The 20,034-nt window shown below is 66.0% G+C and carries 24 protein-coding genes, 1 other RNA gene and 1 pseudogene; 7 read left to right on the top strand and 19 right to left on the bottom strand.

Annotated features, from left to right (window positions below; translation table 11 throughout):
• Nucleotides 1-121: 121 nt before the first annotated feature.
• From BSP109_RS08115 to BSP109_RS08125, 3 genes and pseudogenes are all read left to right on the top strand, one after another.
• Nucleotides 122-691 (top strand): annotated as a pseudogene (locus BSP109_RS08115) (transposase); the annotation flags it as partial.
• Between the two features lie 643 nt (nucleotides 692-1,334).
• Nucleotides 1,335-1,562, top strand: a complete 228-nt coding sequence (locus BSP109_RS08120; protein WP_101599977.1) for a hypothetical protein — start codon at nucleotides 1,335-1,337, stop codon at nucleotides 1,560-1,562.
• Nucleotides 1,563-1,933: 371 nt separating this feature from the next.
• The gene (locus tag BSP109_RS08125) at nucleotides 1,934-2,218 is read left to right on the top strand and encodes a hypothetical protein (protein ID WP_101599978.1); all 285 of its coding nucleotides are present in this window, start codon (nucleotides 1,934-1,936) and stop codon (nucleotides 2,216-2,218) included.
• A gap of 996 nt (nucleotides 2,219-3,214) precedes the next feature.
• On the opposite strand, the gene BSP109_RS08135 is transcribed toward BSP109_RS08125, so the two are convergent.
• The 7 genes from BSP109_RS08135 to BSP109_RS08155 all read right to left on the bottom strand — a co-directional run bounded on the left by BSP109_RS08135 (nucleotide 3,215) and on the right by BSP109_RS08155 (nucleotide 7,209).
• Nucleotides 3,215-3,535: a hypothetical protein gene (locus BSP109_RS08135; RefSeq protein ID WP_146001104.1), complete on the bottom strand. Its 321-nt coding sequence runs from the start codon at nucleotides 3,533-3,535 to the stop codon at nucleotides 3,215-3,217.
• Nucleotides 3,535-3,867: a terminase gene (locus BSP109_RS08140; RefSeq protein WP_219618517.1), complete on the bottom strand. Its 333-nt coding sequence runs from the start codon at nucleotides 3,865-3,867 to the stop codon at nucleotides 3,535-3,537. Before BSP109_RS08140 ends, BSP109_RS08135 begins: the two co-directional genes overlap by 1 nt.
• 212 nt (nucleotides 3,868-4,079) lie before the next feature.
• The gene (locus BSP109_RS08145) at nucleotides 4,080-4,919 is read right to left on the bottom strand and encodes a hypothetical protein (RefSeq protein ID WP_101599981.1); all 840 of its coding nucleotides are present in this window, start codon (nucleotides 4,917-4,919) and stop codon (nucleotides 4,080-4,082) included.
• A 56-nt stretch (nucleotides 4,920-4,975) separates the two neighbouring features.
• Complete coding sequence (locus tag BSP109_RS17265; protein ID WP_180959654.1) at nucleotides 4,976-5,143, bottom strand: hypothetical protein; 168 nt, start codon at nucleotides 5,141-5,143, stop codon at nucleotides 4,976-4,978.
• Complete coding sequence (locus tag BSP109_RS17270) at nucleotides 5,140-5,298, bottom strand: hypothetical protein (protein ID WP_180959655.1); 159 nt, start codon at nucleotides 5,296-5,298, stop codon at nucleotides 5,140-5,142. Before BSP109_RS17270 ends, BSP109_RS17265 begins: the two co-directional genes overlap by 4 nt.
• Before the next feature lie 121 nt (nucleotides 5,299-5,419).
• A complete protein-coding gene (locus tag BSP109_RS08150) occupies nucleotides 5,420-6,871 on the bottom strand; it encodes an AAA family ATPase (protein WP_101599982.1) in 1,452 nt (483 codons plus the stop codon).
• On the bottom strand, nucleotides 6,868-7,209 hold the full coding sequence (locus BSP109_RS08155) for a hypothetical protein (RefSeq protein ID WP_101599983.1): 342 nt from the start codon (nucleotides 7,207-7,209) through the stop codon (nucleotides 6,868-6,870). Before BSP109_RS08155 ends, BSP109_RS08150 begins: the two co-directional genes overlap by 4 nt.
• Before the next feature lie 20 nt (nucleotides 7,210-7,229).
• Here BSP109_RS08155 and BSP109_RS08160 point away from each other — a divergent pair, with 20 nt between their 5' ends.
• Complete coding sequence (locus BSP109_RS08160; protein WP_101599984.1) at nucleotides 7,230-7,451, top strand: hypothetical protein; 222 nt, start codon at nucleotides 7,230-7,232, stop codon at nucleotides 7,449-7,451.
• 62 nt (nucleotides 7,452-7,513) lie between these two features.
• Here the strand turns inward: BSP109_RS08160 and BSP109_RS08165 are convergent, their stop codons facing one another.
• From BSP109_RS08165 to BSP109_RS08215, 11 genes are all read right to left on the bottom strand, one after another.
• On the bottom strand, nucleotides 7,514-7,792 hold the full coding sequence (locus BSP109_RS08165) for a helix-turn-helix domain-containing protein (protein ID WP_101599985.1): 279 nt from the start codon (nucleotides 7,790-7,792) through the stop codon (nucleotides 7,514-7,516).
• A 127-nt stretch (nucleotides 7,793-7,919) separates the two neighbouring features.
• Nucleotides 7,920-8,333 carry a hypothetical protein gene (locus BSP109_RS08170; RefSeq protein WP_146001105.1) on the bottom strand — a complete coding sequence of 138 codons (414 nt, stop codon included), beginning with the start codon at nucleotides 8,331-8,333 and terminating at the stop codon, nucleotides 7,920-7,922.
• Nucleotides 8,330-9,541, bottom strand: a complete 1,212-nt coding sequence (locus tag BSP109_RS08175; RefSeq protein WP_180959656.1) for a site-specific integrase — start codon at nucleotides 9,539-9,541, stop codon at nucleotides 8,330-8,332. Before BSP109_RS08175 ends, BSP109_RS08170 begins: the two co-directional genes overlap by 4 nt.
• A gap of 143 nt (nucleotides 9,542-9,684) precedes the next feature.
• Nucleotides 9,685-10,059, bottom strand: a transfer-messenger RNA (tmRNA) gene (gene ssrA / locus BSP109_RS08180).
• Between the two features lie 113 nt (nucleotides 10,060-10,172).
• Nucleotides 10,173-10,667: an SsrA-binding protein SmpB gene (smpB, locus tag BSP109_RS08185; RefSeq protein ID WP_101599988.1), complete on the bottom strand. Its 495-nt coding sequence runs from the start codon at nucleotides 10,665-10,667 to the stop codon at nucleotides 10,173-10,175.
• A 67-nt stretch (nucleotides 10,668-10,734) separates the two neighbouring features.
• Complete coding sequence (locus BSP109_RS08190; protein ID WP_257944604.1) at nucleotides 10,735-11,988, bottom strand: M23 family metallopeptidase; 1,254 nt, start codon at nucleotides 11,986-11,988, stop codon at nucleotides 10,735-10,737.
• Nucleotides 11,989-11,996: 8 nt separating this feature from the next.
• A complete protein-coding gene (gene ftsX / locus BSP109_RS08195; RefSeq protein ID WP_101599990.1) occupies nucleotides 11,997-12,911 on the bottom strand; it encodes a permease-like cell division protein FtsX in 915 nt (304 codons plus the stop codon).
• A complete protein-coding gene (gene ftsE, locus BSP109_RS08200; RefSeq protein WP_101599991.1) occupies nucleotides 12,908-13,603 on the bottom strand; it encodes a cell division ATP-binding protein FtsE in 696 nt (231 codons plus the stop codon). Before ftsE ends, ftsX begins: the two co-directional genes overlap by 4 nt.
• Before the next feature lie 114 nt (nucleotides 13,604-13,717).
• On the bottom strand, nucleotides 13,718-14,839 hold the full coding sequence (gene prfB / locus BSP109_RS08205) for a peptide chain release factor 2 (RefSeq protein WP_087005057.1): 1,122 nt from the start codon (nucleotides 14,837-14,839) through the stop codon (nucleotides 13,718-13,720).
• A gap of 85 nt (nucleotides 14,840-14,924) precedes the next feature.
• Nucleotides 14,925-15,590, bottom strand: coding sequence for a carboxymuconolactone decarboxylase family protein (locus tag BSP109_RS08210; RefSeq protein ID WP_101599992.1), 666 nt, complete (start codon nucleotides 15,588-15,590; stop codon nucleotides 14,925-14,927).
• Nucleotides 15,591-15,745: 155 nt separating this feature from the next.
• Nucleotides 15,746-16,663, bottom strand: coding sequence for an amidohydrolase family protein (locus BSP109_RS08215; protein ID WP_101599993.1), 918 nt, complete (start codon nucleotides 16,661-16,663; stop codon nucleotides 15,746-15,748).
• A gap of 191 nt (nucleotides 16,664-16,854) precedes the next feature.
• On the opposite strand from BSP109_RS08215, the gene BSP109_RS08220 reads away from it, so the two are divergent.
• Both BSP109_RS08220 and BSP109_RS08225 read left to right on the top strand, forming a co-directional pair.
• Nucleotides 16,855-18,081, top strand: coding sequence for a CpaF family protein (locus BSP109_RS08220; protein ID WP_101599994.1), 1,227 nt, complete (start codon nucleotides 16,855-16,857; stop codon nucleotides 18,079-18,081).
• Nucleotides 18,078-18,950 (top strand): type II secretion system F family protein, encoded by an 873-nt coding sequence (locus BSP109_RS08225; protein WP_101599995.1) that lies wholly within the window; start codon nucleotides 18,078-18,080, stop codon nucleotides 18,948-18,950. The genes BSP109_RS08220 and BSP109_RS08225 overlap by 4 nt, the downstream gene beginning before the upstream one ends.
• Here BSP109_RS08225 and BSP109_RS17985 read toward each other — a convergent pair.
• Nucleotides 18,901-19,044: a pentapeptide repeat-containing protein gene (locus tag BSP109_RS17985; RefSeq protein WP_219618518.1), complete on the bottom strand. Its 144-nt coding sequence runs from the start codon at nucleotides 19,042-19,044 to the stop codon at nucleotides 18,901-18,903. The genes BSP109_RS08225 and BSP109_RS17985 overlap by 50 nt on opposite strands.
• Between BSP109_RS17985 and BSP109_RS08230 the strand changes: the two genes are divergently transcribed.
• Complete coding sequence (locus BSP109_RS08230) at nucleotides 18,977-19,996, top strand: type II secretion system F family protein (RefSeq protein WP_257944605.1); 1,020 nt, start codon at nucleotides 18,977-18,979, stop codon at nucleotides 19,994-19,996. The two genes, BSP109_RS17985 and BSP109_RS08230, sit on opposite strands and share 68 nt — an antisense overlap.
• Nucleotides 19,997-20,034: the final 38 nt, after the last annotated feature.

The raw sequence follows: 20,034 nt of genomic DNA on the forward strand, positions 1-20,034 counted from the left end.
CAGTGACGGGCGACACGGACGTGCCGCCCCACCGCTCAGAAGACCACCGAAATCACGGCAGTACCACCTATCCAGAAAACTGATACCAGGTACGTGGACTATCGGGACCAAGTAGCGCTACGCGCCACCGGTGATGGATCCGTTCCACGTCGTGGCTCTGGCTGGTGGTGCTGTAGAGCGGTGTCGGCAGCGGGTCCAACAGGAGACACTCGGGCACCGGGGCCGGTCCGGGGATCCGCTCTATGGCATCCGTCGCATCCTGCTCACCGGCGCGAACCTGCTCACCAGCAAGCAGACCGATCGACTCGAAGCTGTGCTTGCTGCCGAGGAACACACGCAAGTCGACGTCACCTGGTGGGTCTACCAGCGCATCGCGGCCGCGTACCGCGACCCCGACCGAGTGCGTGGACGCGCGAGGATGCGGGCCGTCATCGCGAGTCTCTCTGCAGGAGTCCCTGCAGCGCTGGTAGAGCTGACGACGCTGGGGCGAACGCTGAAACGCAGAGCTGCCGATGTGCTCGCCCACTTCGAGCGGCCTGGCACAAGCAACGGGCCGACGGAGGCGATCAACGGCCGGCTCGAGCATCTGCGAGGCACGGCGCTGGGGTTCCGGAATCTGGGCCACTACCTGCTGCGGGCACTGCTGGACGCCGGAGGATTCAGACCGCATCTACACTCTCATTTGCGATGAGCCAGTAATGCGTCTGGATCGTCTTGGGTGTTCGTCCCAGATTCTCCAGTCTGCGCAGCCACTCATCCGCGAAGTCAGAAACCGTCAACGCACAATACGCAGCCAGCCTCTCCGCCTCGGCTTGCTCAGCCGCTATCTCGCGAGCGGACTTCCATGTCCCAGCGACGATGGAGGACTCCGCCTTGGCTAGCCATGCACGCGCCTGCCCCTTAGCATTTCCGGGAAACACTTTCGACGGGCGGGAGCCATCTGGCGCGTTGTACCGCGCTCGCCACTTGCCGTTCTTCGCTTCGATGGTGCCGAATGGTCTGGAACCCATGATCTGTCTCCTGATCGCGCGGGCCAGCCCCTCGCACTCAACCCCGCCCGGGGGCTGACTTGGGGGCTAGATGGGGGCTGAAGCAATCGTACAAAACACGATTAGACCGGCAGAAACCGAACATCGGGGGCTATTCTCGTGCCCGCAGTTCCGGACGCTATAAGCGCTCTGACATGGAATAACCCCCGGTGGGAGCGGCATGCTCCCACCGGGGGTTATTCGAACAGTGGAGATGGCGGGAATCGTCCCAACATAGCCACTGACCAGCAACAACACTGAGACTTCGAACCGAGTGACCACTACGGGACCACTCGAGGACTCAGAATGACCGCCTGGGCACTACCCCACTACACGACACACGAACTCGAGACACTGACCGCCGAAGCCGAGTCCGTCGTCGCAGACGCACACGCTATCGGCCTCGAGTCGCATACGCCGGAGTATGACGACCACCTCGCAGCGCACGGCTTCGACCACGGTGCCGTCCTCCGCCTCCGCTCCGCACGACTCAGGGGCAAGCCGATGAAGCGGACACCGCTCAAGCGCCGCTGAGAGCCTGCTGGGCCGCGTACTGCCCTCGAGCACGTCGAGGACGGTACGGGGTCAACCAGACTCCCGGCGTCGAAAGCGCACTAGCCGTAAACCAGCAGCGTCCGTCAATCCACCGAACCGAAGTAACGGGCTTCGGAGTCGCGCCAGGCCAGGCCGCGTCGAGGGCATAACAGCAGACGCTCGAAAAATCGGGGGTCTACTTGTCGTGCCGCAAATGTCGCTGAGTGTGGATCGGGGGCGGCGGGATTCTGGGGAAGGGGGACAAAGCATAGCGCGCCCCGTGGGCGTCCGTATCCTTCCCCGCCTCCCCGCTGTGTCCCCACCTTCCCCTAGGATGCCGACCAGCAGCGGAACTCACGTAGGGCGAGGCGATGGAAGAACTCACCACAGACACACTCGAGGATGCTCTCAACGATGATGAGCACATCGTCCTGATCCGTCTGACGTTCCGAGACCGTGGCCCTCAAGCCCACACGTTCCGGGCTGAGCGTGCCGCCCTGCAGCAGATGGGCGCAACCTACGACTACCGGATTCGAGCCTGGCGCGTCCCGTCCGATCCCCAGTTGGCCGAACCGTTGGCGAGGATGCTCCGCCGCACCTCCGCAGTCGCCTATGTCGCGCACGAGCTTGAGGACTTGAGCGCGGACATGTTCTAGGCCTCCCGGAGTCCTTTACTGTCCTCGCGTGCGCGGGGAGGACGTAGACCTGGTGGCACCAGGTCTACTGCGACCGATGCCGTCCTCGCGTGCGCGGGCCAGCAGCCGAGTCGGCGTCGCTAATGGACTCTTGTCCATTACTGTCCTCGCGTGCGCGGGGAGGACTCTCTGCGACACTTTCAACTGAGTGGCACTCAGATGCCGTCCTCGCGCACGTGGGGCAGGGGTAGAGAACGTGCCACGTTCTTTACTTCTCCCGTATGACGTCCTCGCGCACGTGGGGCAGGGCGGGCATGGAGGAACGAGGTTCCGGCAGCTCGGGATGCGCGAGGGGGCCCCATCCCATCAACGTCTAACTCTCGTGACACGAGAGTTACGACTGAAGCAGATACCGCCGATTCCATCCTCGTCGGCTGGGTGCGGGAGCAGGACGAGTCGGTGGCTGAGGCTGTGGAGCGGGCATGGAAGGAAGAAGTGCCGGCACGCGGGAACCCGTCAGGCGGAAGGCCAAAAGGGGGAAACCGTCGTGCCACAACGGTTAATCCGAAACCAAACTGGTGGCACCAGTTTGAAAGTGCCACTTGCATTACTGAGAGGGGCAACGGGAGAAGTAAAGAACGTGGCACGTTCTCTACTCACAACGACACCGGTGACGGCATCCTCGCCCGCTTGAAGCGTGACGACGACGACCTCGTGGAGGCCTGCAAGCGGATAGCCTCGAGGAAGCAGCAGACGAGCTCGTCGTCACAGACGACATGGTGCGCGCACGCTTGCACACGCTCACGAAGGACGAGACCAAGCGGTTTGACCGTGAGGTTGGACGCGGCTACGCGGCACGACTCAGGGGCAAGCCGATGAAGCGGACGCCGCGACTCCATGACCGTCCAGATCGCCGCCGCCTCCACCGCCCTGATCCTCGGAGAGGGAAAGCGGAAGAACGGACGGTGGGAGCGCAACACCATAACCCGGAATTCCGGGTTACAAGGCAAGACCGAACTAGACGAACTTCGCCGCGCTGGTCTCATTCTCGACACCGTTGGCGAGGATGCTCCGCCGAACCTGCTGGCGGGCCTCCCCCAAGCGGTTCATCAGCCACACGAAATGCGACGGCGCATACTCCCGAACACCCCGCGACCGGCCCTCCACCGGGCGAGGCGCCGCCGGAAACGACGTGGCGAACTCCGACCAGTATTCCCGGAACTCGTCAACCCACAGCGCATACGCCTCCGCAGGCTCCCCAGGCCACTCAGACGGCTTGAACCGCATGAACCTGCCCGGATGCTCCACCGCCTCCCGAAACCGCTTCCTCCGCACCATCACGCACCCCTCCGATACACGCCCCGCGCCTTCCGCGCCGGCGGCAAATCATCATCCTCAAGCGGCGGAATCGACAACGTCGCCAACAGCCGCGCCAACAACAACCGCTGCTGCCGAACCTCCGTCAAAGCCGGATGCACCCGAATCCCCTGAGACGACGACGCCATCACACCCTCACGCGCGACGACCGCGTCCAGCTGCAAGATCCAATCCCTCGCCCGACACGCCTCCTCCAGCACCGCAGCCTCCGTGTCCGACAACTCATACTGCTCAAACGTCGACTTCCACAACTTCTGACCCGGAGCCTGCAAGCCCCTCGGCATCCTCACCACAATCACTCCTTTGTCTGAACTTGAAGGGCCGCATTATTCGGGCCCTGCGTAGGAAAAGCACGCCTTCGCCGGGTGTATCGGGGCGAAGGGCGGCGGGAGGGGGTTGGCCCCCTCTTTCATTTGAGCTGATGCTTCTCGCTGGTAGTGAGTCGAGGTCGGGATGCCGATTCGCTGTGTCGCCGGCATCCCGACTTCAACCTCGCCCTTGTGTCTCAGTGGAACACGGCGCGGCGGGACGACGGTTCGATGGTTCGGCGCTGGAATGCGCTGCTTGCCTTCTCGAGTCGTTCCTTGTGCTCTTCCACGTCGGCGAGGTGGAGGCTGACTCCTGGGTAGTCGCCGCGGGCGATGCTGATGAGTGTTGAGTCCGCGTCGCGCTTGAGGTTTTCGTGAAGCTGGCGAAGCATCCGTGTGTCGCGGAGTTCGTCTTCGTTGGCGGTCTGTGCGACTGCTCCGACTGTGCGGAAGACCTCCTCGACTGTGGGCGTGGGGATGTCGATGATGGGCAGCAGGTCGCGGAGCGCTCGCTGGTCGAGTGCGTTCGGGAAGTGGCGGTGGATGCTGGCGAACACTCCGAGCTGCTTGAGTGCCTGTCGTGCCGCTGTCAGTGCTTCGCCGGCGTCGAGGGCGACAGCGGTCTCAGCCTCGAGCGGTTCGATGGGGTCGAGCTTGCGGGCTGCGGTGGCGAGGGCCTTCGCGGTCCGGTTGAAGGTGGGGGAGGTTTCCTTCACCGCTTCGTTGATGTCGCGTCCCAGTCTGGCCTGTGCTGCGGCGTTGGCGGAACGGACGTAGGCGTCCTTGAGTTCGGTGGCTGCGCGTGCCTCGTTGACCTCCCGGATCGCGGCGGCGAAGAAGGAGTCGGGGTCATCTGCCTCGTACGCTTCGCGGGCGAGACGGGATGCGACCTCGTTGACATTCTCGGTGTCGACGATGAGTTCGCGGACTCGTCCTGCTGTGTCGGGCATGGTCTTGCCGGCCGCTTGGTATGCGGCGGCGATGGACTTGCGGTGCTGGTTGACTTCGGCGTTGATGCTGCGGGCGTAGATGGTCATGTCATGCTCCATTCAATTCGGTGTTGTTCTTGTTTCGTACTTCTGCGGTCAGTCGGTCATGGGACGGGTTTGCGGGTCGAGCCGATGATTCGGGGCGAACACAGTTTGCGCCGGACCAGGTCGCGTGCGAGAGCTTCGGGGGTTTCGGCGCGGGTCTGCTGGTGCTTGCGGCGTTCTTCGCGGCGGCGTTTGCGGACGCCGGGGTCGTGGGATTGCTTGCTCACTTTGCGCCTCCGTCGTTGAGGGTGCGGTGGATTCTCTCGAGGGTGTCGCCGTTGGCATTCGCTTGCGCCTCGAGCTTGTCGACGAGGTTGCGCAGCTCGGTGAGTCGCTTGGACTGCAGGGCGAGCACTTCCCCGATGAGCCGTTCGTCAGTCATCGTTGTTCTCCTTCGCATCCGGGGTGGGTGGGGGCGGTGATGGGGTCGATGGGCATGCCGCAGACGGAGCACCACTGTCCGGTGATGGGCCACAAGTGTCCTTGCTGATCCTCGAGGCGGTTCACGCGGTTCTCCCCTCTGCTGCGCAGCGTGGGCATCCGGTGAAGATGTGCTGCGGCGGAAGGGGATTTCCACAGTCGGCGCACACGTCCTCAGTGGGTGGCTCCGAACCGCTGGGAACAGGCGAAGGTGGCGCGTAGGTGGCGAAGGTGTCAGGGATCAGGACTCCGCCACCATCGCCATCTTGGGTGCCACCTACGGGTTCGACCACGTCTGTCATGCCGTGTGTGGCACGGCTGGCATGACTGGCACGACTGTGGGGAACCGGCTCAACAGGTGGTGCGTTTGTGCTGGTGGGAACAGTTATGCCAGTTGTGCCAGCCGTGCCACGCACGGGAGCGGTGGGCTCAGTGGTGCCAGCGGTGCCACTGTCGTCGGACGGGTAGGAAGGGTGCCGCCACATCGTCCTCGCGGGGAACGTCGACGTGGTGATCGTGGTCGCGCCGATCTTCTCTCGAGCTCTCCCGATGGTCCGTTCGCTGTACCCCTCACCGCGAGCGGCGGACATGACTTCTTTGCGGGGGAACTCGAACGGTTCACGGTCGAGGTACCGCAACAGCCATTGACTCGACTCGTCACCGTCAAAGTCCTCCGGGTCGATGCTGCGGTTGATGATCTGTTCCACGCTTGTGGAGGTCGTGCCGATGATCTGCACGCGGCCCACGTTGGCGATCTCGCCGTCGTCGGTCGGCACCGGAGTGCTCACGAGTGCGAACTCGAGTGACTCGTTCTCGGTCGAGTAGTTCGACTTGTCCTGCGACATGACTCGCACATCGTTCTCGGAGTCGTAGGCGAACACGAGCAGCGACCGCACGACATCGCGCCATGCGTGCGAGCCTGTGACCTTGTTCGACACGCTGCCGGCGCCCTTGTTGAAGTGGGACACGAGGACGATGGACACGTCGAGGTCTTGCGCGATCTGATCGACCGGCCCGACCGCTGCGCGGACGTCCTGAACCTTGTCGTTGCTGCCGTCCACAAGTGCCGTCACCGGGTCGAGGATGACAAGCGCAGCACCCGACTGCAGGATTCCCTGCCGGATGAACCTGGTATCCGTGGGCAGGCGTATGTGCCTCGTCCCATCGGCCCCGTCGAACTCGGCGCCGATGGATACGAAATGCACCCGGTCAAGGTCCGCGCCGGCGGCTTTGAGCCGGTTCACGGTGATGGTGTCGGCTTCGTCCTCGGGGCTGACGATGAGGACGTCGCGGGGTTGCCCGTGAAGGTCTCCGTCGAGACCGCCTCGAGTGACCTGCGCGGCGACGTGGAGGCTCATCGTGGACTTCCCCTCGCCGCCTTTGCCGGACATGAGGCTGCACGTTCCCAGCGGGATGAGCCCGTCCCACAGGAACCTCTTTCGTCGCGTCTTGATCGACGAGGCGGTCGTCATGACGAGGTAGTCACCGGCGCCCCGCTGTGCCGCCTCAGGCTGCTTCGGAGTGTCGTCGCTCACGAGAGTTCGCCCCGCTTTCGTGCTCGATATGCGAGGGCGTCGAGCCCGCTGATCGTCGCGCGCATGGATTCGCTCACCGCCACCTCGAGGTCGTCGAGCTCGCGGATCCGGCGGGCGATCGCGTCAACGAACGAATCGTCAGACAGGCGCGCCTGGTGTTCGCCGGCCTGGTAGCCGTAGACGTAGCCGCGACGGAAACCCTGGGCATCGCCCATGTCCCTACCGACGCGCCAGCCGGCCTGGTACAGCCAGCGCTGCGGTGACGCATTGGTGAGGTCGGGCTCTTCCCCGGCGGTCCAGCAGCGGGAAGTTGGGAAGGTGTGCTGATCTGCCTCCATCGGTCCTCCGCAGTAATCACATGAGGTCGTCACAGGCACTCACCGCCTTCGACGGGCTCGAGGGAGACGAGGATCGCGCGGGCGTCCCGGCCACGCTGCTGGGCGCGCTGGACTGCCCTCTCAGCGCTGCGGAGGCTCAAATACAAGCGACGGCGGTAGCGTCCGCTCGAGTCCTCGACGAGGACGGCGAGGGCGCGGCCACGCTGGGTGAGGTCATCTGCGTCGGGTACGATGGACACTGATCGCGTGCCCAGCTGATCGTTGGCCGTCCCGTTCCCCGCGGGGCGGCTACTCTTTTGCTCGATCACGCGGCATCACCGCCCGACACCTTCGTGAAGGTCGCCGGATTGACCTGCTGCCGGAACTTCCTCAGGTCTGCGGGATCAATGCGGATTGCGCGCTGCCCGTACCGGTAGGCGCGCAACTTCCCTTCTGCGATCCAACGACGGACCGTGGCATCGGAAGTCTGAGTGAGCTGGGCGGTCTCGCTGATGGTCAGGTCGTGGGTGACCGTTGAGACCGTGATGGGTGCAGACTCGGGCTGTGCCGAGTGTGCGAGTAGTGGCGTGGATTGTCTGGACATGACGACGTATCCCTTTCGCGGGAAAGCGCCGGTGGCCGTGATTCCGGCTTGTCATGTCCATGACGGGCCTTGAGTAACTACGAGACCGAGAATACCACCAATGTGACTACAGTGAGGGCGTGAGCACCTATGCGGACACGTAGACGGTGCGTGCCCTCCGGTCGAGGTCCGCGACGATCCGTTCCGAACCGAGAAGCGTCCGCGTGTGGTCGCATCCGACCGGATACTGATTCGACTCCTGCAGCCAGCCGGCCCAACCCTTCCAGTGCCGGTTGCCGTCCTCCGTGTTCGCCTCCCGACCGTCCGCACTGGACTCTGCAGCGTTGACAGCCTCGGACAGTTTGTAACGCGGGTGGATCAGCAGTGCTTCCCCGTCCGGGGTGCGGTACACCTTCATCAGTGCGCACCGTCTCCCAGTGCACCGGTAGATGAGTCTCGAGGATGCGGGCACTAGGTCCGGGTTGGCTTGGATCGCGGCGGCGAGCGTCTCAGCGTCCGCTCCCCGCTTGTCGTAATGGTCGAACAGTGCGGACAAACTCATGCGCCTGCTCCTTCTTCGAGAGATGCGGCGAGCATCGCCAATCGGTTCCGGGTCGAGTGCTGATACTTGAGGACTGTCGAGGAATCGGAGTGCCCCGCGAACGTCATCAGCTCCGCGAGCGTCGCCCCCTGCTGCCCTAGTCGGGTCAGGGCGGAATGCCGGAGCGTGTGGAACACAGCCGGCCCCGGCTGATCCTCTTCGTCCATTCCCGCGAACGCGGCTTCGACCGCACTGTTGAAAGCGTTGCGCAGCGTATTCGGGTGTGTGAACTCTGCGCCCTTGTTCGTGCGCGGGAACAGCAGCGACGCTTTCGCGCGTGCCACATGGGCTTTCAGGTGGTCGGTGACGTGCTCTGCGACATGCGCGGGAATCGGAAGGTCACGGATACCGGCCTCGGACTTCGGGGGTGACACGTAGAGACCTTGGCCGCGCGCCTGCAACTGCCGTTCTACCCGCAGCCACACCTGCCCGTGCGGGTCGGTCGCCACATCACCGCGCCGGAGGGCGAGGACTTCCCCCAGGCGGAGCGCAATCGTGCCGGACAGCAGTACGGCCAGCTTGTACCGTTCTGGCGCTTCTGCGGCCACCTGGCGCACCTGTGAGGGGGTCAGCACCGTGTCTCCGCCGTCCTTCACCCGCTTGTGCTTCGTCGCGCCCACCGTCTGCACTGGCGACTCGGGGATGAGTGGGACGAAGGATCGCGGCTGATCCCGCGCTTTGCCGGCGGCGTACTGGAACAACGACGAGAGCGTGAGGTAGGCGGGGCGGGCGACACCGTTCCCGTGCGCTGAGAGTAGGTCCGCGTGCCAGTCGTCGACGTCATCGCCCGTCACGTCGACGACGGGCCGGACCCCGAAGGTGGGCGCGATGTGCGTGCGGTAGCGGGACCGGTAGGTGTAGACGGTGCCCCGGCTGCGCCCGATCTTCTCGAGCCACGCGAACCACTGTTCTGCGAGCTGGTCGACGGAGATGCGGGCGCGCTGCCGTTCCTTCGCCGCTTCGATGCGCTGCGCTTTCTGTTCGTCCGGTGGGACGAAGGTGCCTCGCGCGATTTCTCCGCGTGCGATGCTGAGTGCGGCTTCGGCGTCCCCGATGGCCTGGAACGCTCCCAGGGTGTGCCGTTTGCCGTCGCGGAAGATGCGGGCGCGGTACTGCCCTCCGGGCTTGCGGTCGATGCCCCTGGGCAGTTTCTCTGCCGATTTCGCCACGCTGCCTCCCTTCAGGACCAGACTGGGACCACTCACATGCTATTCTAAGACCACTCATGAACGTTCATGAGCACTCGGCTCGAGAGTGTTTGCGCAGGTCAAACAGCAAAGGGCCCCGGAATCTCAAGGATTCCAGGGCCCCAGGGTGGAGATGGCGGGAATCGAACCCGCGTCCGCCGACTCATCGCTGGGTCTTCTCCGGGCGCAGTCCGTGAAGAGTTTCTTAGGTCCTGGTCACCGCACGAACACGTAGACCAACGGACGGAGTCGAGTAAGAGTCCCGCTGACACCCTCGACGAATGTCAACAGCAGTGGCTTTCTAGCTGACGCCAGAATCCGGGGCGAAAGCTACCCCGGGCTGACGGATTCGCTCAGCTCGCTGTCAGGCAGCGAGGGCGAAATCGGTGCGAGTTTTGTTTTCAGCACCTATTGGTTTGCAGAGGACATTAACGAGTTGACTCTGCATTCTCGGCCCGCTTCTCCCGGCTCAACAGCCGGCGTCGAAACCGATCATCCCCTTATTCAGTTGCCAGAGGCCCCACCCGAAGGCGGTGGCCCGACACCGTCCATCACTGGTCGGAACCAGATCCGGATGCTTCACTGTACACCCACAACATGAGGTGCACCATCGCTATTCCCCGCGACGGACCTTGTCCTTCATCGCGCGCTCCGCTTCGCGCTTGTCCTGCTTCTCACGCAGCGCCTGGCGCTTGTCCCAGTCCTTCTTGCCGCGCGCGATCGCGATCTCGACCTTCACCCGCGACCCGTCGAAGTAGAGCTCGAGCGGGATGAGCGTGTGCCCGGCTTCCCTCACCTTCTGGGAGATCCGCAGGATCTCCGTCTTGTGCAGGAGCATCTTGCGGCGGCGGCGCGCGGAGTGGTTGGTCCAGGTCCCCTGCGTGTACTCCGGGATGTACGCGTGCTCCAGCCACGCCTCACCCTGGAAGATCAGGCCGAACCCGTCGGTGAGGTTCGCACGGCCCTCACGCAGCGACTTCACTTCCGTCCCGGTGAGGACGAGACCCGCTTCGAAGGTCTCCTCGATGTGGTATTCGTGGAGCGCCTTGCGGTTGCGTGCGATCGACTTGCGAGTGGGCTCCTTCTTGCTCGCCTGGTCCTTCGCCATGGTCCCTCCTTCCCTGCGTGACGCGTGCGCAAGCCAGTGCTTGCGAACGCTCCAGTCTAGCGCAGGGTCAGGAGATCCAGTCCATGGGGTCGACGTACTCGCCGTCCTGCATCACCTCGAAGTGGAGGTGGCAGCCGGTCGAGGAGCCGGTGGTGCCGGCCTTCGCGACGGCGTCGCCCTCACTGACGCTCTGCCCGGCGGTCACGAGGTTGCGGGTGTTGTGGTTGTACGTCGTCGCGATGCTCGAGCCGTTGGACTTGCCGTGCGAGATGACGACGCGGTTGCCGTAGCCGCCGGCGCTCCCGCTGGAGACGACGACTCCGTCCGCGGCGGCGTAGACGTCCACACCGCAGGGAGTGCCGAAGTCCGTGCCCGAGTGGAGCCGCCTCACACCCGCGATCGGGTGCACGCGCCAGCCGAACGGGGACGTGATCGGGTACTCCGGCGCCGGATTCTTCAGGAACCCTTCACCAGGCAGGCTCCGATTGCCGTCGCCGTTGTCCTCCTGCCACTCGCGGATCTCATCCGCCAGTCGCTCCTGCTCCTCCTTCTGGCGCTCGAGCTCCTCAGCCGTCTCGACCTGGTTCTCCTCGATCGTCTTCGCAGCAGAGTCTTTCTGCGACACGAGCGTGTCCAGCGCGTCCTTCGCGTCGGACGCGGCCTTCTCCGCGGCCTCCTTCTCGAGCACGACCTCGGCGGCCTCGTCCTTGAGGTCGGAGATCTCCTCGGAGACCGCATCGAGCCGGTCCTGGTTGTTGATGTTCGCGGACCGGCGCTCTCCCAGACGGGTGATCGTGCGCTGCTGACCGCGCACTGCGGAGTCGACGCGTGTGAGGCCGTCCAGCCCGTTGTCGCTCTCCGTCATCTGCAGGAGCATCGCGACATCACTCGTCACACCGGAGTTCTGGTAGGCCTTGCGGGCGACCCCCACGACGGCCTTCTCCGATTCCTCGATCCGGTCCGTGCCGCTGTCGATCTCCTCACGCAGCTCCTTCTCCGCGTTCTCCGCAGAGGTCAGCCGGGCCCCCAGCTCCTCGTCCTTGCGCTTCGCCTCGTCGAGCTCATCCGTCGCCGCGTCGACGGCGTCCTCGGCGTCGGGCATCTGCGATTCCGCGTCCTCCATCTCTGCGACGACGCGCGCGAGCTCCTCGCTGAGTCCCTCGTGCTCCCGCTGCAGCTCGTCGACCCGTTCGTCGACGGTCTCCTTCTCGTCGGTCGGGTTCGCCGCCCCCGGAGAGGCGGGCGCCAGCATGACGAAGGCGAGGACGACGGCGAGCAGTGCGAGGATGCGGCGACGGAACGGGAGGGTGCTCTGTTTCACGGAGCCGATCACACCTTCATATAGCGACGGAGGGTGAGCCAGGACGATGCGCCGGCCATGATGACGCCGACTGCGATGAGGATGGGGGTCACGACTGCCACGTCGCCCACGGTCACGAGGTTCACCCCGGCCATGCGGGACTGGAGCCATCCGGACACACCGAAGTGTACGCCGACGCCCAGCACGATTCCCGCAAGGACGCTTCCCAGGGCCGATGCGAGGATCCCCTCGAGGATGAAGGGCAGCTGGATGAAGAGGTTCGATGCGCCGACCAGTCGCATGATGCCCGTCTCCCGGCGTCGTGTGAACGCGGACAGTCGGATGGTCGTCGCGATGAGCAGGACGGCGCACAGTGTCATGATCCCGGCGATCCCCACTGCGGCCGCGGTGGCGATGTTGAGGATCCTGAAGAGCTGGTCGAGGAGCCGGTTCTGGTCGACGACCTCCTCCACGCCCGGGGTGGCGGAGAAGTACTCGCTGATGATGCCGTACTGCTCCGGATCGTCGAGCTGGATGCGGAAGGACTCCTGCATCTGGTCTTCGGGCACTGTGCCTTCGAGACTGGTGCCCTCGAACTGCTCCTCGAAGAGTCGGTGGGCGGTCGCCTTGTCCTCGAAGTGCACCTCTTGGACGTAGTCGTCGAGATCGGGCGATCCCAGTGCGGCCTCGATCGCGCCCTTCTGCTCCTGGGTGGCCTCACCGTCCGCGCAGGTGGGCGCCTCCGAATCGGGCGGGCACAGGAACACTGCGACCTGCACGCGGTCGTACCAGTAGTCCTTCATCCCGCCGATCTGCATCTGCAGGAGGATCGCGGCGCCGATGAACAGCAGCGAGACGAAAGTGACGAGGATGACCGAGATGATCATCGAGAGGTTCCGGCGCAGACCGGACAGCACCTCGGAGAAGATGAAGGAGGTCTTCACGCCTGCGTCACCTCCGGTCGGTAGCCGCCCACTTCGTCGCGGACCATCTCGCCGCCCCGCAGCTCGATCACGCGCCTGTTCATCGAGTTGACGATCGAGGAGTCGTGGGTCGCCATGAGCACGGTCGTGCCGAAGCTGTTGATGCGCGTGATGACGTCCATGATGTCCTGGCTGGTCGCCGGGTCCAGGTTGCCGGTCGGCTCGTCCGCGAGCAGGATGCCGGGCTTGTTGACGACCGCGCGGGCGATCGCCACACGCTGCTGCTCGCCGCCGGACAGTTCGTGCGGATACCGCTTCTGCTTGCCGTCGAGGCCGACCGTCTCGAGCACGTCGGGCACCAGAGTGGAGATCGCGGCCCGCGACTTCCCGATCACGTGCAGCGCGAACGCGACGTTGTCGAAGACGTTCTTGTTGGGCAGCAGGCGGAAGTCCTGGAAGACGGTGCCGATGCCGCGCCGCAGGTGGGGCACCTTCCAGCTGGGCATCCGGGCGGTCTGCGTGCCGGCCACGGTGATGCGGCCGCGGGTGGGCACCTCTTCACGCAGCACCAGGCGGATGACGGTCGACTTCCCCGATCCCGAGGCCCCCACGAGGAACACGAACTCCCCCGCATCTGCGGTGAAGGACAGGTCGCCGAGGGCAGGAGCCACCCGGTGGTCGTAGGACTTCGTGACCTTGTCGAACGTGATCACACATGCTCCGGGGCTGAAGAGGAAGAGGGACACGGACGCAGGGCGTCCACGCTCACTCTAGAGGCGCGGGGCAGCCCTCGTCGCGTTTCCCCAGGCACTCCCGCGTGTCGGGGATCAGTCCTCGGATTCGGCGGCCATCTCCTGCTCCTTGCGCCAGCGGATGCCGGCCCGCAGGAACCCGTCGATCGCTCCGTCGAAGACGTTCGAGGGGTTGTTGACCTCGTGGTTCGTCCGCAGATCCTTGACCATCTGGTAGGGGTGCGTGACGTAGGAGCGCATCTGGTCGCCCCAGCTCGCCTTGATGTCGCCGGCGAGCTCCTTCTTCTGGGCGTTCTCCTCCTCCTGCTTCAGCAGGAGCAGGCGTGACTGGAGGACGCGCATCGCGGCGGCGCGGTTCTGGATCTGCGACTTCTCGTTCTGCATGCTCACGACCACACCGGTCGGCACGTGGGTGATGCGCACGGCGGAGTCCGTCGTGTTGACCGACTGACCGCCGGGGCCCGATGAGCGGTAGACGTCGATGCGCAGATCGTTCTCGTCGACGTCGACGTGGTCGCTCGACTCGATGAGCGGGATCACCTCGACTGCCGCGAACGACGTCTGGCGGCGCCCCTGGTTGTCGAAGGGGCTGATGCGGACCAGACGGTGCGTGCCCGCTTCAACGGACAGCGTCCCGTACGCGTAGGGGGCGTTGACCTGGATCGTCGCGGACTTCACGCCCGCACCCTCTGCATAGGAGGTGTCGAGCTCCTGCACCGAGTACTTGCGGTTCTCCGCCCACCGCACGTACATGCGTGTGAGCATCTGTGCGAAGTCCGAGGCGTCGTCGCCGCCCGCGCCCGCGCGCACGGTGATGACCGCGGACCGTTCGTCGTACTCGCCGGACAGCAGAGTGGAGATCTCCAGATCGCCCAGCTCCGAGCGGAGCTTCTCGATCTCCGAGGTCGCTTCGTCGATCGCGTCCTGGTCGCCCTCGTCCTCGCCCATGGACACGAGGAGCTCGACGTCCTCGATGCGCTGGTCGAAGCGGTCGAGCTTCTCCAGCACCGACTGCTTGTGCGACAGCTTCGACGTCACCTTCTGGGCGGCGTCCGGGTCGTCCCACAGGTCCGGGGCCGCCGCAGCGTGCGTGAGCTCCTCCACCTCACTGCGCAGGGTGTCGACGTCGGACACCTCACGGATGGAGGCGAAGGTGTTCTGCAGTGATGTGATCTCTGCTGAGAAGTCTGTTGCCATAGTCGTCCTAGCCTACGGCACACGCGGACCCGGGTCGGAGCGGCCCGGAGGCGCTCCTGCCCGAGTCCGCGTGGACTCGCAGGGCTCACTTCTCGTCGTAGAGCTTCATCGCGAGGAATCCGTGCGTGTAGGCGGCGCCGGCGCGCAGGGCCGCGGCGACCATGACGGTGCGGGCGATCTCCTCGTCCGTCGCACCGGCCTTCTTCGCATTGCCGACGTGCGCATTGAGGCAGTACGGGCACTGGGTCGTCGCGGCGACCGCGATCGCGATGAGTTCGCGGACCTTGACGGACAGGACCTCGTCGCTGGGGTCGAAGACGGCCGCGTCGAACTCGCCGAACGCCTCCACCGTTCCGCCGGACGCCTTCCGCAGCGCGCGCAGGTGCTTCACGTCGCCGGGTTCCTGGAACTGCTCCAGGTCCTCGCCCTGCTCGGAGATCTTGTGAGCGAGCAGGCCGTGCGTGTAGGCGGCGCCCGCACGCAGGCCGGCGGAGACGAACACTGCGCGGGCGACCTCCTCGCGGCTGGCTCCCTCCTTCTTCGCATTGCCCACGTGGACGTCGAGGCAGTAGGGGCACTGCGTGGTCGACGCGACGCCGATCGCGATGAGCTCCTTCGTCTTGAGATCGAGCACCTCATCGTCCTTGTCGAACACCGCCGCGTCGAAGGCGCCGAACGCCTTCACCTGGTCGGGTGCCGCCTGAGCGAGGGCCTTGGCGTAGTCGAAGTCTCCGGACTCGTGGTAGTGCATGTGCTGCTCCTTCGTCGGGGAACGCGGACCCGGGACGGGACCGTGCGCGCAGGCGACGGTGCACCTGCGCGCCTCCCCCGAGTCTGCCCATTCCGCGCGAGGACGTCGAGGTCCCTGCCGGATGATGGGATCGGCCCGGTCCCGCCGCCGAGGCCTCAGTCCAGTCCCAGCAGACGGGCCCCGTTGTCGTGGAGCACCTTCCGCTCGAACTCCTCCCCCAGATCCAGGCCGCGGATCGCGTCGATCTGCACGGAGTACGAATAGGGGATGTTGGGGAAGTCGCTGCCCAGCACCGCTTTGTCCTGCAGCGCCACGAGCCGTCCGAGGAGGTCGTCGGGGAAGGGCATCGTCGCCTCGACATACGGAGTGAAGGTCATGCAGGTGTCGAGGCAGACGTTCTCGAAGTCCTCCGCGAGCTGGATGAACTCCCGATACTCCGGCATGCCCGTGTGGGCGATGACGAATACCAGCTTCGGATGCCGCCTGAGGACCTCCACCACGGGGTCCAGGCCCGTGTGCCGCCCGGGGACCGGACCGGATCCGCAGTGGATGACGACGGGGGTGCCTGCCTCCTCGATCTGCGCCCAGACGGGTTCCAGCAGCGGGTCGGAGGGGTCGTAGCCGCCGACCTGGATGTGGGATTTGAAGACGCGGGTCCCCGACTCCAGCGCGCGCTGGGTGTAGGCGGCGGCCTCGGGCTCGGGGAAGAACGTCGACGTCTGCGCGCACGCCGGCGTGCGCGCGGCGAAGTCTGCGGACCAGGAGTTGAGCCATGCGGCCATGCCGGGCTTGTGAGGGTAGAGCATCGAGGTGAAGCCGATGACGCCCATGTCACGCAGGCGGGCGACCCGCTCCTCCTCCGACCAGCGGTAGGCGATCGGCCATGTCCGCAGTCCGCGCTCCTCCGCCCGGTCGAAGTAGGCCCACACCTTGGCCAGCACGTTCTCCGGCATGAAGTGCGTGTGGATGTCGACGAATCCGGGGATCCTCAGATCGTCCGCGATGGAGCGGAGGCGCTGGGGCTCGTCGGTCGGAAGGGTGACGGCATCGGGCCGGGCGGCGTTGTCAGGCATGGGCCCATAGTAGAACGTTCGATCAGAGCGGGGTGCGGACGGTCGATTGCCTCCGTGGACGACGCGGCGGTTGTCCACAACTTTGCGCGAGCCCTTCCAGTACCGGACCTTTACCGCTACTTTGGTTCTCGTACCGAGAGTGAAGCGGATCACACCTACGCCTTCACGACCCCGAGGATTGGGAAGACCCTGTGGAAGCCGTGGAGATCGTCCGGGCGGAGGTGCGCGAACTCATCCGCGCGCGCGGCATCGATCCGCGATCGGAGGCTCGGCCCACGGCAGACCTCATCGACGAGGTCATCCGCGCCTACGACGAACGGACCCTGGCCGGATCCCTCCCCGTCATGGGCGATCCGGACGCCCTGCGCCGCAGCGTGCTCGACGACCTCACCGGCTTCGGCGCGATCCAGAAGTACCTGGACGACCCCACCGTCGAGGAGATCTGGCTGAACGGGCCGCACGCGGTGTTCGTCTCGCGGCACGGCGTCTCGGAGCTCACCACCACCGTTCTGACGGAATCAGAGATCGCGGAGCTCATCGAGCGCCTCCTGCGCACCACCGGACGTCGGGTCGACATGTCCTCCCCGTTCGTCGACGCGGCGCTGCCGGACGGCTCCCGCCTGCACATCGTGCTTCCGGACATCACCCGCAGCCACCCGGCGATCAACATCCGGAAATTCATCGCACGGACCCGCAGCCTGCACGACCTGGTGGAGTCGGGTTCCGTCACTCCTGCCGCGGCGGGGTTCCTCGACGCCGCTGTCGCAGCCGGTGCCAACGTCCTCGTCACGGGACAGACCCAGGCCGGCAAGACGACCATGCTCAACGCCCTCTGCGGCTCCGTCCCCGCACGCGAACGCGTCATCACGTGCGAAGAGGTGTTCGAGCTCTCCGTTCCCGCGCGGGACTGGATCGCCATGCAGTGCCGGCAGCCGAGCCTCGAGGGGACCGGTGAGGTGCCGCTGCGCCGCCTCGTGAAGGAAGCACTGCGGATGCGGCCCGATCGGGTGATCGTCGGCGAGGTCAGGGAAGCGGAGAGCCTCGACATGCTCATCGCGATGAATGCAGGCCTGCCTGCGATGGGATCCCTGCACGCGAACTCCGCACGCAGCGCGATCACCAAGATGTGCACGCTGCCGCTGCTCGCGGGACCGAACATCGGATCGTCCTTCGTCACACCGACCGTCGCGGGCTGCATCGACCTCGTCGTCCACCTCTCACTGCTGCGCAGCGGTGCACGGCGCGTGCACGAGATCGTGGCTGTCCCCGGCGGCGTCGAGTCCGACACCGTCGAACTGGAGACGATCTTCCACACCGACGGGTCCGGTTCGCTGGTCCGCGGGCGCGGCTTCAGCCACCTGGGTGACCGCATCGCCGCGATCGGCAAGGACGTCCACTCCCTGCTGGAGGCTGCGTGACCACCACGCTCATGGGGACGCTCTGCGGCGTCGTGCTCGCCGCAGGCCTCCTGTTCATCTGGTCGTCCTTCTGGGAGACGCGGACGCGGACGCGCCGCCGGTCGCCCTTCGTCGACGAACTCGCGGACGACCTCGTCGCAGCGGACTTCCCGCGCGTCACACCCGGACACCTCGCAGCGATCAGCGCGGGAGCAGCGGCCCTCGTCTGGCTCATCGGATACGCCGTCACGGCCTCCGCCCCCATCAGCACGTGCTTCGCCGTGTTCGCATCAGCGGTGCCGCTCGCCTACGTCCGCCGGCGTTCGCGCTCCCGCGAGGTGGAGCGCCGAGTCCTGTGGCCCGATGCGATCGACCATCTGCATTCCGGAGTCCGCGCCGGGATGTCCCTGCCCGAGGCCCTCGCCGCGCTGGCGCATCGCGGTCCTGACGGTCTCCGCCCGGTGTTCCACGTCTTCGAGGACGAGTACCGGGCCACCGGCTCGTTCACCATGGCGCTCGACGCCTTCAAGAGGGCGAGCGCGGACCCCGTCGCAGACAGGATCGTCGCAGCCCTGGCCGTGACGCGCGACGTCGGCGGGACGGAGCTGGGCACCCTGCTGCGGACCCTCGCGCACTTCCTGCGGGAGGACGCGCGCACACGGTCCGAGCTCAAGGCACGCCAGAGCTGGACGGTCACGGGGGCGCGGCTGGCGGTCGCCGCACCATGGATCGTCCTCGCGCTCCTCGCCACCCGGTCCGAGGCCGCTGCCGCCTACAGCACGCCCGGCGGCATGGTCCTGCTGCTCACCGGGATGGTCGTCTCACTCAGCGCCTACCGGGTCATGAAGCGGATCGGTCGCCTGCCGAACGAGCCGCGGGTGCTGCGATGAGCGCGGCACCGATGAGCACGGCACCGATGAGCACGGCACCGATGAGCGCGGCACCGTTGAGCGTCGCTGAGACGAGCACCGCGTCGATGAGCACCGCCGTGTGGTCCCAGGTCGACGTCTTCAATCCGGCCGTCGCGATCATCGTGGGACTCGTCCTCGGACTCAGCGCCGCGTTCACGGCGGCGAGTCTCCCCATCCTCCGCCGGCCCACGCTCGCCGATCGGATCGGCCCCTACCTGCGCGACCAGCCGCGCGTCGCCTCCCTCTACGGCGCACCCGCCGCGCCGACGACCGGCCTCATGGGGATACTCCACACGACGGCGTCGTCGTGGGGCACCTGGCTCGCCTCCCGCATCACGACGGACTCGTCCGTCCTGCGGCGACTCCAGCAACTGGGCGGCGCGACGACGGTGGAGCGATTCCGCACGCGCCAGGTCCTCTGCATCCTCGCGGGACTGGCCTCCGGCGCCGTACTCGGCGCCGTCTCCGCAGTCACGCGCGGCTTCTCTCCCGTCGTCCTCCTGGGTCTGATCGGTCTGGGCGCCGTCATCGGGCACATCGTCAACGACTGGTGGCTCACGCAGCAGGTGCGCGGACGCGAACGGCGCATCATGGCGGAGTTCCCGACCGTCGCAGAGATCCTGGCCCTGTCCATGACCGCCGGCGAAGGCACGATCGACGCGCTGGAGCGCGTCTGCCGGTCCACGACGGGCGAGCTCAGTCAGGAACTGACCCGGGCGCTGTCCCAGGTGCGCACCGGCACACCGCTGGTCGAGGCACTCGACGCGATGGGGACCCGCACGGGGAACCCGTCGATCATCCGCTTCGTCGACGGCATCGCAGTGGCGACCTCCCGCGGCACTCCCCTGGCGGAGGTCCTGCGGGCACAGGCCGCCGACGTCCGCGAGCACGGGAGGCGCTCGCTCATGGAGGTGAGCGGTCGCAAGGAGGTGGCGATGCTCATTCCAGTCGTGGCGTTCGTCCTCCCCGTCACCGTGCTCTTCGCCATCTATCCGACCCTCGCTGTCCTCGAACTGGGCCCCTGACCCCTCACGAACCCGACCCCTCACGAAGGAGACACACC

This window comes from Brevibacterium sp. Mu109, assembly GCF_900169375.1.
Taxonomy (GTDB): domain Bacteria; phylum Actinomycetota; class Actinomycetes; order Actinomycetales; family Brevibacteriaceae; genus Brevibacterium; species Brevibacterium yomogidense_A.

What these genes read in the sequence shown, in the direction of transcription:
- BSP109_RS08230 (WP_257944605.1), top strand. Translation starts at nt 18,977, where the DNA reads ATGAGCACGGCACCGATGAGCGCGGCACCGTTGAGCGTCGCTGAGACG.
- BSP109_RS08165 (WP_101599985.1), bottom strand. Translation starts at nt 7,792, where the DNA reads ATGTCCAGACAATCCACGCCACTACTCGCACACTCGGCACAGCCCGAG.
- prfB (WP_087005057.1), bottom strand. Translation starts at nt 14,839, where the DNA reads ATGGCAACAGACTTCTCAGCAGAGATCACATCACTGCAGAACACCTTC.
- BSP109_RS08155 (WP_101599983.1), bottom strand. Translation starts at nt 7,209, where the DNA reads ATGGAGGCAGATCAGCACACCTTCCCAACTTCCCGCTGCTGGACCGCC.
- BSP109_RS08170 (WP_146001105.1), bottom strand. Translation starts at nt 8,333, where the DNA reads ATGAGTTTGTCCGCACTGTTCGACCATTACGACAAGCGGGGAGCGGAC.
- BSP109_RS08145 (WP_101599981.1), bottom strand. Translation starts at nt 4,919, where the DNA reads ATGACCATCTACGCCCGCAGCATCAACGCCGAAGTCAACCAGCACCGC.
- BSP109_RS08160 (WP_101599984.1), top strand. Translation starts at nt 7,230, where the DNA reads ATGAGGTCGTCACAGGCACTCACCGCCTTCGACGGGCTCGAGGGAGAC.
- smpB (WP_101599988.1), bottom strand. Translation starts at nt 10,667, where the DNA reads ATGGCGAAGGACCAGGCGAGCAAGAAGGAGCCCACTCGCAAGTCGATC.
- BSP109_RS08120 (WP_101599977.1), top strand. Translation starts at nt 1,335, where the DNA reads ATGACCGCCTGGGCACTACCCCACTACACGACACACGAACTCGAGACA.
- BSP109_RS08210 (WP_101599992.1), bottom strand. Translation starts at nt 15,590, where the DNA reads ATGCACTACCACGAGTCCGGAGACTTCGACTACGCCAAGGCCCTCGCT.
- BSP109_RS08125 (WP_101599978.1), top strand. Translation starts at nt 1,934, where the DNA reads ATGGAAGAACTCACCACAGACACACTCGAGGATGCTCTCAACGATGAT.
- BSP109_RS17270 (WP_180959655.1), bottom strand. Translation starts at nt 5,298, where the DNA reads ATGACTGACGAACGGCTCATCGGGGAAGTGCTCGCCCTGCAGTCCAAG.
- BSP109_RS08135 (WP_146001104.1), bottom strand. Translation starts at nt 3,535, where the DNA reads ATGGTGCGGAGGAAGCGGTTTCGGGAGGCGGTGGAGCATCCGGGCAGG.
- BSP109_RS08215 (WP_101599993.1), bottom strand. Translation starts at nt 16,663, where the DNA reads ATGCCTGACAACGCCGCCCGGCCCGATGCCGTCACCCTTCCGACCGAC.